Genomic DNA, 12706 nt, shown 5'->3' on the forward strand with positions numbered 1-12706 from the left:
GGCCTCCCGCCCCCCGGCCGGCCCCGCCTACCGTCTGCCGCACCACACACCACGCAGCCGGGAGGACCCCATGCTCAACGACCGGCTCCGGCACGAAGCCGCCGACCTGCTGCGCACGGCCGAGCTGCGGCGGGCGCCCGTACGGCCGCTGGCCGAGCTGTACGAGGGGATCGACGCGCAGGACGCGTACGAGATCCAGCTCCTCAACATCCGCGACCGCTGCGCCGCCGGCGACCGCGTCACCGGCCACAAGGTCGGGCTGTCCTCCCCCGTCATGCAGGCCATGATGGGCGTCGACGAGCCCGACTACGGTCACCTGCTGGCCGGCATGGAGCTGCGCGAGGACACCCCGGTCCCCGCCGCCGCGTACTGCGCGCCCCGCATCGAGGTCGAGGTCGGCTTCGTGCTCGGCGCCGATCTCCCCGGCGAAGGCTGCACGGCCGCCGACGTACTGGACGCCACCGAGCGGGTCGTCCCGGCCCTGGAGCTCATCGACAGCCGCATCGCCGACTGGCGCATCGCCATCGCCGACACCATCGCCGACAACGCCTCCTCCGCCGGGTACGTCATCGGCGAGGGACGCGACCCGCGCGCGCTGGACCTGAAGGCGATCGAAGCCACCCTGACCAGCGGCCCCGACACCCTGGCGCGAGGCCGCGGCGACGCCGTGCTCGGCGATCCCGCCGCCTCCGTCGCCTGGCTGGCGCGCACCGTCGCCCGTTTCGGGGTCGAGCTGCGCAAGGGCCACCTGATCCTGCCCGGGTCCTGCACCCGCGCCGTGGACGTGGCCGCCGGGCGAACCTACACCGCCGACTTCACAGGGCTCGGCCCGGTGTCCCTCTCCTTCATCTGAGGTGCCATGACGAACACCAGGAAAGCGACCGCCGCCATCGTCGGCTCCGGGAACATCGGAACCGACCTGCTCTACAAGCTCCAGCGCTCCCCCCACATAGAACCCCGCTGGATGATCGGCGTGGACCCCGGCAGCGAGGGCCTCGCCCGGGCCCGCCGCGCCGGACTCGACGCCTCCCACGAGGGCGTCGACTGGCTGCTGGCCCGGGACGAGCTGCCGGACCTGGTCTTCGAGGCCACCTCCGCCTACGTGCACCGCTCCAACGCCCCGCGCTACGCCGAGCTCGGCATCAAGGCGATCGACCTGACCCCGGCCGCCGTCGGACCCGCCGTGGTGCCGCCCGCGAACCTGACCGCCCACCTCGACCGGGCCAACGTCAACATGATCACCTGCGGCGGCCAGGCCACCATCCCCATGGTGTACGCCGTCTCCCGCGTGGTCCCCGTCGCCTACGCCGAGATCGTCGCCTCGGTGGCCTCCGTCTCGGCCGGCCCCGGCACCCGCGCCAACATCGACGAGTTCACCCGCACCACCGCCCGGGGCATCGAGGAGATCGGCGGCGCCGCCCGCGGCAAGGCCATCATCATCCTCAACCCCGCCGACCCACCGGTCATCATGCGCGACACCGTCTTCTGCGCGATCCCGGCCGACGCCGACCGCGAGGCCGTCGCCGCCTCCGTCAAACGGGTCGCCGCCGACGTGGCCACGTACGTACCCGGCTACCGGCTGCGCACCGAGCCGCAGTTCGACGACCCCTCCCCGCTCAACGGCGGCACGGCCCGGGTCGCGATCTTCCTGGAGGTGGAGGGCGCCGGGGACTACCTGCCGCCCTACGCCGGGAACCTCGACATCATGACCGCCGCCGCCACCAAGGTCGGCGAGGAGTTCGCGAAGGGACTCACCGCGTGAACGCGTACACGTACTCCGACACCCTCGACATCCGGGTCACCGACTCCTCGCTGCGCGACGGCTCGCACGCCAAGCGCCACCGGTTCACGGGCGAGGACGTACGGGCGGTCGTGTCCGCCCTCGACGGCGCGGGCGTCCCCGTCATCGAGGTCACGCACGGCGACGGACTCGGCGGCTCCTCCTTCAACTACGGCTTCTCCAAGACCCCCGAGCAAGAGCTCATCAAGATCGCGGCGGAGACGGCCCGGAACGCGAGGATCGCCTTCCTGATGCTGCCCGGGCTCGGCGTGAAGGACGACATCCGCGCCGCCCACGGCAACGGCGGGCAGATCTGCCGGATCGCCACCCACTGCACCGAGGCCGACATCGCCGTCCAGCACTTCGGGCTCGCCCGCGAGATGGGCCTGGAGACCGTCGGGTTCCTGATGATGGCCCACTCCACCACCCCCGAGAACCTCGCCCGGCAGGCCCGGATCATGGCGGACGCCGGCTGCCAGTGCGTGTACGTCGTCGACTCCGCCGGCGCGATGGTGATGGACGAGGTCACCGACCGGGTCGCGGCACTGGTCGCCGAACTCGGCGCCGACGCCCAGGTCGGCTTCCACGGCCACGAGAACCTCGGCCTGGGCGTGGGCAATTCGGTCGCCGCGGTCCGGGCCGGTGCGCTCCAGATCGACGGCTCCACCCGCCGCCTCGGCGCGGGCGCCGGGAACACGCCCGTCGAGGCCTTCGCCGCCGTCTGCCAGAAGATGGGCATCCGCACCGGCATCGACGTCCTGAAGATCATCGACGCGGCCGAGGACGTGGTCCGCCCCGTCATGGACGAGGAGTGCACGCTCGACCGCATGGCCCTGCTCATGGGCCACGCCGGGGTCTACTCCAGCTTCCTCAAGCACGCCTACCGCCAGGCCGAGCGCTACGGGGTCTCCGGCGCGCAGATCCTGCTGCGCGCGGGCGAACGCCGCCTCGTCGGCGGCCAGGAGGACCAACTCATCGACATCGCCGTCGAACTGGCCGCATCCGGCCCCGCCCAATCAGGCTCCGCAGAACCCAGCCCCGCCGGCGTTTGAGGCGCGGGGTCCGGGGCGGCGCCCCGGGAGACGGCCCAGCCGCGTACCGCACCCCCACCACCCCACAACGAAGTGGAGGGCCATCCCATGGCCGAAACGACCGCAGTCGACGAAGAACCCCGCGTCATCGAGGCGGCACCCGTACCCACCAGGTTCGCCCGAGGCTGGCACTGCCTGGGCCTCGCCGCCACCTTCCGGGACGGAACCCCGCACGAGGTCGAAGCCTTCGGCACCAAACTCGTCGTCTTCCGCGGCGAGCAGAACGACGAGCTCAGCGTTCTCAACGCGCACTGCCCCCACATGGGCGGCAACCTCGCCCACGGCACCGTCAAGGGCGACACCGTCGCCTGCCCCTTCCACGACTGGCGCTGGTCCGGCGACGGCCGCTGCGCCGCCGTCCCCTACGCCCGCCGCGTCCCGCCCCGCGCCAGGACCCGCGCCTGGACCTCCCTGGAACGCAACGGCCAGCTCTACGTCTGGCACGACCCGGAGGGCAACCCGCCACCGCCCGAGGTCACGATCCCCGTCATCGAGGGCTTCGGCGACCCCGAGTGGAGCGACTGGAGCTGGAACTCCCTGCGCGTCGAGAACGCCAACTGCCGCGAGATCGTCGACAACGTCGTCGACATGGCGCACTTCTACTACGTGCACTACGCCTTCCCGCACTACTTCAAGAACGTCTTCGACGGCCACGTCGCCACCCAGTACATGGAGTCCACCCCGCGCGGCGACGTGGACCTCGGCACCCTCTCCACCGGCGGCGGACTGCGCTCCGACGCCTCGTACTACGGCCCCTCCTACATGATCGACAAGCTGTGGAGCGATGTCGGCGGCGGCGTGGAGCTCGAATCCGTCCTCATCAACTGCCACTACCCGATCGACGAGAACAGCTTCGTGCTCATGTACGGGACCATCGTCCGCAAGCTCCCCGGCATGAGCGACGAACAGGCCGCCGAAGCCGCCCGCCTCACCTCCGAAGGTCTGGCCGTCGGCTTCGAGCAGGACGTGGAGATCTGGAAGAACAAGACCCGCATCGACAACCCCCTCCTCACCGAGGAGGACGGCCCCGTCTACCAACTCCGCCGCTGGTACGAGCAGTTCTACGTGGACGCCGCCGACGTCAGGGACGAGATGGTGCGCCGCTTCGAGTTCGAGATCGACACCGCCCGCGCCACCGCCGCCTGGAAGGCCGAGGTCGCCGGGAACCTCGCCCGCCGCGCGGCCGGTGCCCCGTGATGACCCCCGTCCGGTGCGGGGAGTGCGCCGCGCGCGTGCTGTGCGAGAAGTTCAGCCCCGCCCACACCCAGGTCCAGTGGACCGAGGACGCCGCCACCGCCTGCCCCCGCATCGCCGCCGAGGTCGGGGCGGGCCGGCCGAGCGCCCGCGTCCGCTCCTGCCCGGCCCTGGGCGCGAGCATCGCGGCCGCCGTCCTGGAGGGCCGCCTGGAGGTGCCGGCCGATGTCTGACACCGCCGACACCCAAGAACGTACGCCGGCCCGCGCGGCGGAGGTCCGGAGCGCGGCCCCGGCATCCGCCCCGGGCGGAGCCAGCGGCAGGCTGCTGGTCCGCGTCACGGAACGCATCCAGGAGACCCCCGAGGCGGTCTCCCTCGTACTCGACGCGGAACTCCCGTACCGCCCCGGGCAGTTCCTCACCCTGCGGATCCCCGACGGCGCGGCCCGCTGCTACTCCCTGGCCGGTTCCCCGCACGCCGGCGACCCGCTGCGCATCACCGTCAAACGGGTCCCCGGCGGCAGGGGCTCCGGCTGGCTCTGCCAGGACGTCGGCGTCGGCGATGAGCTGGAGATCCTGCCGCCCGCCGGCACCTTCACCCCGCCCGACCTGGACCGGGACCTCCTGCTGGTGGCGGGCGGCAGCGGGATCACCCCGGTGCTCTCCATCGCCGGATCGGCCCTCGCGGCCGGCCGGGGCCACGTCGCGCTGGTGTACGCCAACCGCGACCCCGACTCGGTGATCTTCCGCGACGAGCTGTGGGGGCTCGCCGAGGAACACCCCGGGCGGTTCACCCTCGTCCACTGGCTGGAAACCCTCCAGGGACTGCCGACCGCCCCGCGCCTGGGCCCGCTGGTGGCCCCGTACGCGAGCCGCGAAACCTACCTCTGCGGGCCCGCTCCGCTGATGGACGCCGCGGAGGCCGCGGTGCGCTCCGCGGGCGGACGGGGCCGGGCGATCCACCGCGAGCGGTACTTCTCGCTGAGCGCGGACGTCTTCACGCAGCCCACCCCGGCCGCGACCCGGGCCCCCGCCCCCACCCCGACCGCGACCCGGGCCCCCGCCCCGACCCCGGCCCCCGCCCCGGCCGCCGGGAGCGCGGACCAGGCCCCCGCCCCGACCCCGGCCTCCGCCGGGGGAGCCACCGCCGAGGTGGAGTTCGACGGGGCCGTGCACACCGTGGACTGGCCGGCCGGGACCCCGCTCCTCGACGCGCTGCTCGCCGCGGGCGTCCCCGCCCCGTACTCCTGCCGCGAGGGCGCCTGCAGCGCCTGCTGCTGCCGGGTGCTGGAGGGCGAGGTCACGATGGTCCGCAACGAGGTCCTGGACCGCGAGGACCTGGCCGACGGCTACGTCCTGGCCTGCCAGGCCCTGCCGCTCGGCGACCGGGTCCGCCTCACCTACGAGGGCTGAACCGGCGGCGGGAACGAACCCGGGCCCGGCCCCCTGGCGAGGGGTCGGGCCCGGACTCGTTCATTCGTGCGTCGCGATATCACTACCCACTACATCCACTCGCTGAACCGCAGCCACCCCATCATGTTGTCCATCGCCTGCGCGGAGACGGCCGGCTCCAGGTCCCGGGCCGGCGCGGCCGCGGCCCGCCCCGGCCGGCCCGGTCCGTACAGCTCCCGCCACACCGCCCGCGCGCAGGCCAGTACCGCCGGGGCCAGCCGGTCCGATTCCCGGTCCCCCCGGCCGGAGGACACCGACACGGCGGCCACGGCCCGCCCGGCGCCCCGGAGCGGAGCGGCCACGCAGGAGATGCCCCGGAAGCTCTCCTCCCGGTCGTGGGCCACACCGCGCTCGCGGACCGCCGCCAGCTCCGAGCGCAGCGCGAGCGGCCGGATCAGCGTGCGGGCGGTACGCGGCCGCAGCCCCTGCGCGATGACGTGCTCCACCGCGGCCGGATCGCTGAACGCGAGGATCGCCTTGCCCGTGGCCGTGCAGTACGCCGGCATCCGGCCGCCGACCCGCGAGGGCACCGTGGTGGTCTCCGAACCGCCGATGCGCTCCAGGCACACCACCTCGGCCCCGTCGAGCACCGACAGGTGCACCACCCGGCCCGTCTGCTCGTGCAGCGCGTGCAGCAGCGGCAGCGCGGCCCGGCGCAGCCGGTTGTGGTGGGAGGCGAGCGCACCCAACTCCAGCATGCGCATGCCCATGCGGTAGTCCCGGCACTCCCGGTCCAGCCAGCGCAGCTGCACCAGCTGGTCGAGGATCCGGTGGGCGGAAGAGCGTGGGATTCCGGAGCGGCGCACGACCTCGGTGAGCGACAGCCGCGGCTGCGGACCCTCGAAGGCGCCCAGCACCCGCGCGGCCTTCTCCAGCAGCGACAGCGGTGCGAGCTCGGTGTCCATGACCTGGTCAAGCACGAGAAAACCCCCTGCGTGAGGCGTTGGGGCGACCCTGCCACGGCTCCTGGCCGGAGGGGAAGCACCGGGAGGGAGGTATTTCATTCAGTAATACTTCGGATAGGTGGATCCGGGTCCCACGCCGGGTATCGCCGACTCCCGCAGGGCCCTTCCCACTCAGCGGGAACGACACGTTCCACGCCCCCGACACCCCGGCGTACGTTCACCGCACCTCGAAGCCGACGACCCCGACGACCCCGACGACCCCGAGAAAGGGACACCGATGAGCGACGAAGACGTCCTCGAAGCAGTCCGCGCACTCGCCCCCGCACTCCGTGAGCGCAGTGCCGAGGCGGAGGCGCAGCGCAAGGTACCCGAGGCGAGCATCAAAGAACTGGCCGCCACCGGCTTCTTCCGGCTGCTCCAGCCCAGGGCGTACGGCGGCCGCGCGGCCGACCCGGCCCTCTTCTACGCCGCCGTCAAGGACATCGCCAAGGCCTGCGGCTCCACCGGCTGGGTCGCCTCCGTCCTCGGCGTCCACCCCTGGCACGTCGCCCTGTACGACCCCCGCGCCCAGGAAGAGGTCTGGGGCCAGGACCCCGACACGCGGATCTGCTCCTCCTACGCCCCCACCGGCAGGATCGTCCCCGTCGACGGAGGATTCACCGTCAGCGGCCGCTGGCACTTCTCCTCCGGCTGCGACCACGCCGACTGGGCCCTGCTCGGCGGACTGGTCACCGACGCCGAAGGCCGCCCCGTCGACATGCGGACCTTCCTGATCCCGCGCTCCCAGTACCGCGTCGACGAGGTCTGGGACACCGTCGGCCTGCGCGGCTCCGGCTCCAACGACATCCACGTCGAGGACGTGTTCGTCCCCGACCACCGCGCCCTCAGCTTCGGCCCCGTCACCGCCCTCCAGGTACCCGGCCACCGCATCAACCCCGAGCCGCTCTACCGGCTCCCGTACGCCTCCGTCTTCACCACCACCATCTCCACCCCGATCGTCGGCATCGCCGAAGGCGCCTACGAGGGCTACGTCGACGCCACCCGCGAACGCTTCCGCATCTCCTACGGCCAGCAGGTCGCCGAAGACCCCTTCGCCCAGGTCCGCATCGCCCGCGCCGCCAGCGACATCGACGCCTCCTGGCTCCAGCTCCGGCGCAACATCGCCGAGCTCTACGCCATCGCCGAAAGCGGCGGGGAACTCCCCATGCCGCTGCGCACCCGCGCCCGCCGCGACCAGGTCCTCGCCACCGAACGCTGCGTGGCCGCCGTCGACCTCCTCATGGAGAACGCGGGCGGCAGCGCCATGCGCACCGGAGCCAACCCCGTCCAGCGCGCCTGGCGCGACGTCCACACCGGCCGCGGCCACGCCGCCAACGACCCGGAGCGGGCCCTGGCCCTCTTCGGACAGGGCGCACTCGGCCTCGACATCCAGGACACGATGCTGTGAGCGGACACGATGCGGCGACCGGGCGCGATGCTGTGACCGGACACGATGCGGCGACCGGGCGCGATGCCGTGAGCACACCGGCCCACACGTACGAGAACACCTCCCGCACCGCCCGGGCCGGCGCACTGACCCTGCACTACCACGAGGCGGGCCCCCCGGACGGCCCCGTCGTGATCATGCTGCACGGCGGCGGCCCCGGAGCCTCCGGCTGGTCCAACTTCGGCGGCAACCTGCCCCACTTCGCCGCCCGCTTCCGCACCCTGCTCGTCGACCAGCCCTGTTACGGCCGCTCCGACAAGCCCGAACCCGACCGCGACTACTTCAGCTTCAGCGCGAACGCCGTCCTCGCCCTCATGGACGAACTCGGCATCGAACGGGCCCACCTCATCGGCAACTCCCTCGGCGGCGGCACCGCCACCCGCCTCGTCCTGGACCACCCCGGCCGCGTGGACAAGCTCCTGCTCATGGGACCCGGCGGCATCTCGCTCAACCTCTTCTCCGCCGACCCCACCGAAGGCATCAAGCGGCTCTTCGAGTTCAGCCTCGCCCCCGAGCCCACCCGCGAGCAGATGCGGACCTTCCTCACCACCCTCGCCCACGACCCGGCGATCGTCACCGACGCCCTCGTCGAGGAGCGCTACGCCCAGGCCACCGACCCCGAGGCCCGGCTCGGCAACGCCCGCATGGGCGCCTCCTTCGCCAAGTGGCCCGAGGACACCATGCTCTGGCGCGAAGCCCACCGCATCAGCCGGCCCGTCCTGCTGACCTGGGGCCGCGAGGACCGCGTCAACCCCGTCGACGGAGCCTTCCTCGCGCTGAAGACGATCCCCGACGCCCGCCTGCACGTCTTCCCGCACTGCGGACACTGGGCGCAGACCGAAGCCGCCGAAGAGTTCAACCGCCTCGCCACCGACTTCTTCCTCCACTGATCCCACCGAGGAGTTCCCGCATGGACATCCGCGCACTCGGCTACCTCCGCATCGAGACCGCCGACCTCGCCGCCTGGCGCACCTACGTCCTCGACATCCTCGGCATGGTCGAAGCCGCAGGCACCACGGACACCCGCCTCAACATCCGCATCGACGACCGCACCCACCGCTTCCAGTTCCTCGCCGGCACCCAGGACCGGCTGCTCGCCGCCGGGTTCGAGGTCGCGAACGCCCGCGCGCTGGAGGAGGCCGCCGCCGAACTGGAGAGCGCCGGACACCCCGTCAAGCAGGGCGACGCCGAAACCCTCGCCGACCGGCGCGTCCAGGGCCTCATCCACTGCGAGGACCCCAGCGGCAACCCCCTGGAGATCTACTGGGGCCAGGCCCAGGACCACACCCCGCTCGGAACCCCGTACGGCAACCGGTTCGTCACCGGCGGACCCCACGGACCCGAAGCGAACCTGGGCCTCGGCCACGTGGTCCTGCCCGCCGCCGACACCGAGGCCACCCTGGACTTCTACGAGAACCTCCTCGGCTTCCAGCTGCGCGACTCGATGCGGCTGCCCCCCGTCGCCGTCCCCACCGGCAAGCCCGGCCGGGACTTCCACTGGATGCACTTCCTCAGCCCCAACCGGCGCCACCACAGCCTCGGGCTCTACCCGGGCGCGCTGCCGCCCGGCATCGTCCACTTCATGGTCGAACTGGAGACCCTCGACGACGTCGGCTACTGCCTCGACCGCATGAACAAGGCGGGGATCCCCATCGCCTCCACCCTCGGCCGGCACTCCAACGACCACATGGTCTCCTTCTACGCCCAGGCTCCCGGCGGCTTCCAGGTCGAGTACGGCTGGGACGGCCTCCTCGTCGACCCCGCGACCTGGACCGCGAAAGAGATCACCTCGGACAGCTTCTGGGGCCACCAGTGGAACGGCTGACCGGGCCCACCGGACCCGTGGACCCCACCGGCCCTGTCGACCCCACCGGCCCCGTCGCCCTCGCCGGCCCCGTCGATCCCGCCGCGTTCCGCGAGGTGCTCGGCGCCTTCGCCTCCGGCATCACCGTCGTCGCTGCCCTCGCCGACGACGGCCGCCCCGCCGGGCTGGCCTGCCAGTCCTTCGCCTCGCTCTCCCTCGACCCGCCGCTGGTCCTGCTCTGCGTGGGCAAGGCCTCCTCCAGCTGGCCCAGGGTCAGCGCCGCCGGCCGCTTCGGCGTCAGCATCCTCGCCGAGGAACAGCGCGCCGTGTGCGAAGCCCTCGGCAGGCGCGGCGAGGACAAGTTCGCGGGCGTCGACTGGGAACTCTCCGCCCACGGCGCCGTCCGCGTGCGGGGCGCCCTCGCCACCGTCGACTGCGCCCTCGAAGCCGTCCACGAGGCCGGCGACCACTACCTCGTCACCGCCCGGGTCCTCGAACTGACGGCCCGGGACGGTGGATCACCCCTGCTGTACTACCGCAGCGACTACGCCACGGGAGCCTTCGGATGACAACTGAGCACGCCTACGACGTGGTGGTCGTCGGCTCCGGCGCCGCCGGATTCGCCGCCGCCGTCACCGCCCGGCTGCGGGGCCTGAGCGTCCTCGTCGTCGAGAAGACCGACAAGTACGGCGGCTCCACCGCCCTGTCCGGCGGCGCGATCTGGGTCCCCGGCAACTTCCACCTCGACCGTGCCGGCCTCGCCGACACCCGCGAGAAGGCCCGCGCCTACCTTGACGCCACCGTCGGCGACCGGGTCCCGGCCGCGCGCAAGGACGCGTACCTCGCCCACGGGCCGCGCATGGTCCGGGAGTTCCACGACCGCACCGAGATCCGCTTCATGTACACCCCCGGCTACTCGGACTACTTCCCCGAGGCCCAGGGCGGCATGGCGCAGGGCCGCTCCGTCGAACCGTGCATCGTCGACTTCAAACGGCTCGGCGAGCTCGGCGCCTCCATGCGCCGGGCCGGACTGCCCACCTACGGGCTCACCATGACCTCCTACGACTTCCGCTTCCTGAACATGGTCAGCCGCACCTGGGCCGGCAAGAAGACCTCCGTCAAGGTCGGCCTGCGCGCCGTCAAGGCGCTGGCCACCGGCCGCAAGCTGCTCTCCCTCGGCGAGGCGCTCGTCGCCCGCATGCGGCTCTCCCTGGACCGGCTCGGCGGCGAACTGTGGCTGTCGGCGCCGCTGACCGCCCTGGTCACCGACCCGGCCGGGCGGGTGACGGGCGTACGGGTCCTGCGCGCGGGCCGCGAGGTGACCGTGGCGGCGCGGGGCGGGGTGGTGCTGGCCTCGGGCGGGTTCTCGCACGATCAGGCCCTGCGCGAGAAGCACCTGCCCGCGCCCACCTCCACGGCGTGGACGCACGCCTCGGAGGGCCAGACCGGCGACGCCCTCACGCTCGGCGGGGAACTGGGGGCCGCCACCGACCTGCTGGACAAGGTGTGGGGCGCGCCGTCCGTGTGCCCGCCGGGGGAGAAGCCCTTCTTCCTCGTCGCCGACCGGGGCATCCCGGGCATGGTCATCGTCAACGAGGCGGGGGAGCGGTACGCCAACGAGGCCCTGCCCTACCACGCGTTCGTGGACCGGATGTACGCCGCCGACCGGCCCGGAGCGACGACCGTGCCCTCCTGGCTGATCCTCGACGCCCGCTCCAAGGCCCGGTACATCTTCGCCGGGCTCTTCCCCGGGCAGCCCTTCCCCCGGAAGTGGCTGGAGAGCGGCTTCCTGAAGAAGGCGGACACCGTGGAGGAACTGGCCCGCCGGATCTCCGCCCCCGGCCTGCCCGCCGCCATCAGCCGCTTCAACACCTTCGCGGAGGCGGGGATCGACAAGGACTTCGGGCGGGGCGAAAGCGTCTACGACCGCTACTACGGCGACCCGACGCTGCCCAACCCGAACCTGGCGCCGATAGAGAAGGGCCCCTTCTACGCGGTCCCCGTGCAGCCGGGGGACATCGGCACCAAGGGCGGCCTCGTCACGGACACCGACGGGCGGGTGCTCCGCGAGGACTCCTCGCCGATCCAGGGGCTCTACGCCTCGGGCAACTGCTCGGCGGCGGTCATGGGGGAGACCTATCCCGGGCCGGGCGCGACGATCGGCCCCGCGATGGCCTTCGGCTGGGCGGCCGTCAACGCGATCGCGGCCCGGCTGGACACGGCCTAGGAGAGCTTGCCGTCGTAGTCCGGCAGCTTGACGGTGCGCTCGGCGTGGCCGCCGGTCAGGTCGCTCTCGTTGTTGCCGATGTTGGCGATGATCGTGTAGCCGCGCGCCTCGATCTCGGCCCGCTTGGCCGTCTTGTACGCGCTGACCTCGCCGAACAGGGCGGGCAGATCGCGGACGTAGAGGCCCGAGACCGGGTAGCCGACCGCCTTGAGGTTGCGCTCGGTGAGGGAGTACACGATCCCGGGCCGGGCGGTGACGAAGAAGATGGCGACCCCGCGGTCGTTCGCGTACCGGGTCAGGTCGCGGACCTTGGCGATCGCGGGTGTCGGGGAGGTCCAGAACCAGTGGAAGTCCGTCTCCAGCGAGGAGTTGTCGATGTCGAGGACGATCGCGGGCTTCTCACCGGCGGGCGCGGCGGCGATGCGCTGCTCGATCCCGGGCCGGGCCGCGTCGACGACGGCGGCGACGTCGCGCTGCCAGGTGGCGTAGTCGAGGCCGAGGAACACCGCGTTGCCGCCGGGCGCGGACGCGGTGGCGACCGGGGCGACCGTCTTCGCGGGGGCCGCGGCGGGGGCCGCCTGGGCGGCGGCGGCCGGAACCAGGGCCAGTACGGCCGCTGCTGCGGCCACTGCGGCGGCGGTGTGGCGGGGGCTGCGCATGGGGGACGCTCCTCGGTCATTCATTGGCATGTACGTGACCAGATTGGGCAGTGGCCGCCCCCGTGTCTACTGGCTGGTAAGTAACTTTTCGTGGCCGGCCGGTGAACC

Annotated in this window: 13 protein-coding genes; 11 read left to right on the top strand and 2 right to left on the bottom strand. The window is 72.7% G+C overall.

Annotation, left to right across the window (positions count from 1 at the left end; all coding sequences use genetic code 11):
• Positions 1 to 70: 70 nt before the first annotated feature.
• The 6 genes from OG904_RS23475 (at position 71) to OG904_RS23500 (ending at position 5478) form a co-directional block, all read left to right on the top strand.
• A complete protein-coding gene (locus tag OG904_RS23475) occupies positions 71 to 853 on the top strand; it encodes a 2-keto-4-pentenoate hydratase (RefSeq protein WP_405494045.1) in 783 nt (260 codons plus the stop codon).
• 6 nt (positions 854 to 859) lie between these two features.
• A complete protein-coding gene (locus OG904_RS23480) occupies positions 860 to 1762 on the top strand; it encodes an acetaldehyde dehydrogenase (acetylating) (RefSeq protein ID WP_405494047.1) in 903 nt (300 codons plus the stop codon).
• Positions 1759 to 2832 (top strand): 4-hydroxy-2-oxovalerate aldolase, encoded by a 1074-nt coding sequence (gene dmpG, locus OG904_RS23485; protein WP_405494049.1) that lies wholly within the window; start codon positions 1759 to 1761, stop codon positions 2830 to 2832. Before OG904_RS23480 ends, dmpG begins: the two co-directional genes overlap by 4 nt.
• A gap of 87 nt (positions 2833 to 2919) precedes the next feature.
• Positions 2920 to 4068 carry a Rieske 2Fe-2S domain-containing protein gene (locus OG904_RS23490; RefSeq protein ID WP_405494051.1) on the top strand — a complete coding sequence of 383 codons (1149 nt, stop codon included), beginning with the start codon at positions 2920 to 2922 and terminating at the stop codon, positions 4066 to 4068.
• A complete protein-coding gene (locus OG904_RS23495) occupies positions 4068 to 4298 on the top strand; it encodes a hypothetical protein (protein WP_405494053.1) in 231 nt (76 codons plus the stop codon). Before OG904_RS23490 ends, OG904_RS23495 begins: the two co-directional genes overlap by 1 nt.
• The gene (locus OG904_RS23500) at positions 4291 to 5478 is read left to right on the top strand and encodes a 2Fe-2S iron-sulfur cluster-binding protein (RefSeq protein ID WP_405494055.1); all 1188 of its coding nucleotides are present in this window, start codon (positions 4291 to 4293) and stop codon (positions 5476 to 5478) included. Before OG904_RS23495 ends, OG904_RS23500 begins: the two co-directional genes overlap by 8 nt.
• An 89-nt stretch (positions 5479 to 5567) precedes the next feature.
• On the opposite strand, the gene OG904_RS23505 is transcribed toward OG904_RS23500, so the two are convergent.
• Positions 5568 to 6437 carry an IclR family transcriptional regulator gene (locus tag OG904_RS23505; RefSeq protein ID WP_405494057.1) on the bottom strand — a complete coding sequence of 290 codons (870 nt, stop codon included), beginning with the start codon at positions 6435 to 6437 and terminating at the stop codon, positions 5568 to 5570.
• A gap of 262 nt (positions 6438 to 6699) precedes the next feature.
• Here OG904_RS23505 and hsaA point away from each other — a divergent pair, with 262 nt between their 5' ends.
• The 5 genes from hsaA (at position 6700) to OG904_RS23530 (ending at position 11939) form a co-directional block, all read left to right on the top strand.
• On the top strand, positions 6700 to 7869 hold the full coding sequence (gene hsaA / locus OG904_RS23510) for a 3-hydroxy-9,10-secoandrosta-1,3,5(10)-triene-9,17-dione monooxygenase oxygenase subunit (RefSeq protein ID WP_405494059.1): 1170 nt from the start codon (positions 6700 to 6702) through the stop codon (positions 7867 to 7869).
• 68 nt (positions 7870 to 7937) lie between these two features.
• Positions 7938 to 8798 (top strand): 4,5:9,10-diseco-3-hydroxy-5,9,17-trioxoandrosta-1(10),2-diene-4-oate hydrolase, encoded by an 861-nt coding sequence (gene hsaD / locus OG904_RS23515; RefSeq protein WP_405494061.1) that lies wholly within the window; start codon positions 7938 to 7940, stop codon positions 8796 to 8798.
• Between the two features lie 20 nt (positions 8799 to 8818).
• Positions 8819 to 9733, top strand: coding sequence for a VOC family protein (locus tag OG904_RS23520; RefSeq protein WP_405494063.1), 915 nt, complete (start codon positions 8819 to 8821; stop codon positions 9731 to 9733).
• Positions 9721 to 10281 (top strand): flavin reductase family protein, encoded by a 561-nt coding sequence (locus OG904_RS23525; RefSeq protein ID WP_405494065.1) that lies wholly within the window; start codon positions 9721 to 9723, stop codon positions 10279 to 10281. The genes OG904_RS23520 and OG904_RS23525 overlap by 13 nt, the downstream gene beginning before the upstream one ends.
• On the top strand, positions 10278 to 11939 hold the full coding sequence (locus OG904_RS23530; RefSeq protein WP_405494067.1) for an FAD-dependent oxidoreductase: 1662 nt from the start codon (positions 10278 to 10280) through the stop codon (positions 11937 to 11939). Before OG904_RS23525 ends, OG904_RS23530 begins: the two co-directional genes overlap by 4 nt.
• On the opposite strand, the gene OG904_RS23535 is transcribed toward OG904_RS23530, so the two are convergent.
• Positions 11936 to 12598, bottom strand: a complete 663-nt coding sequence (locus tag OG904_RS23535) for an HAD family acid phosphatase (protein ID WP_405494069.1) — start codon at positions 12596 to 12598, stop codon at positions 11936 to 11938. The genes OG904_RS23530 and OG904_RS23535 overlap by 4 nt on opposite strands.
• Positions 12599 to 12706: the final 108 nt, after the last annotated feature.

It is taken from the genome of Streptomyces sp. NBC_00096, from assembly GCF_045041305.1.
Lineage (GTDB): Bacteria > Actinomycetota > Actinomycetes > Streptomycetales > Streptomycetaceae > Streptomyces.

Bases quoted from the DNA above. Each gene is read 5' to 3' on its own strand.
- OG904_RS23495 (WP_405494053.1), top strand. From the start codon at position 4,068: ATGACCCCCGTCCGGTGCGGGGAGTGCGCCGCGCGCGTGCTGTGCGAG.
- OG904_RS23480 (WP_405494047.1), top strand. From the start codon at position 860: ATGACGAACACCAGGAAAGCGACCGCCGCCATCGTCGGCTCCGGGAAC.
- hsaA (WP_405494059.1), top strand. From the start codon at position 6,700: ATGAGCGACGAAGACGTCCTCGAAGCAGTCCGCGCACTCGCCCCCGCA.
- OG904_RS23475 (WP_405494045.1), top strand. From the start codon at position 71: ATGCTCAACGACCGGCTCCGGCACGAAGCCGCCGACCTGCTGCGCACG.
- OG904_RS23520 (WP_405494063.1), top strand. From the start codon at position 8,819: ATGGACATCCGCGCACTCGGCTACCTCCGCATCGAGACCGCCGACCTC.
- OG904_RS23500 (WP_405494055.1), top strand. From the start codon at position 4,291: ATGTCTGACACCGCCGACACCCAAGAACGTACGCCGGCCCGCGCGGCG.
- OG904_RS23535 (WP_405494069.1), bottom strand. From the start codon at position 12,598: ATGCGCAGCCCCCGCCACACCGCCGCCGCAGTGGCCGCAGCAGCGGCC.
- OG904_RS23490 (WP_405494051.1), top strand. From the start codon at position 2,920: ATGGCCGAAACGACCGCAGTCGACGAAGAACCCCGCGTCATCGAGGCG.
- OG904_RS23530 (WP_405494067.1), top strand. From the start codon at position 10,278: ATGACAACTGAGCACGCCTACGACGTGGTGGTCGTCGGCTCCGGCGCC.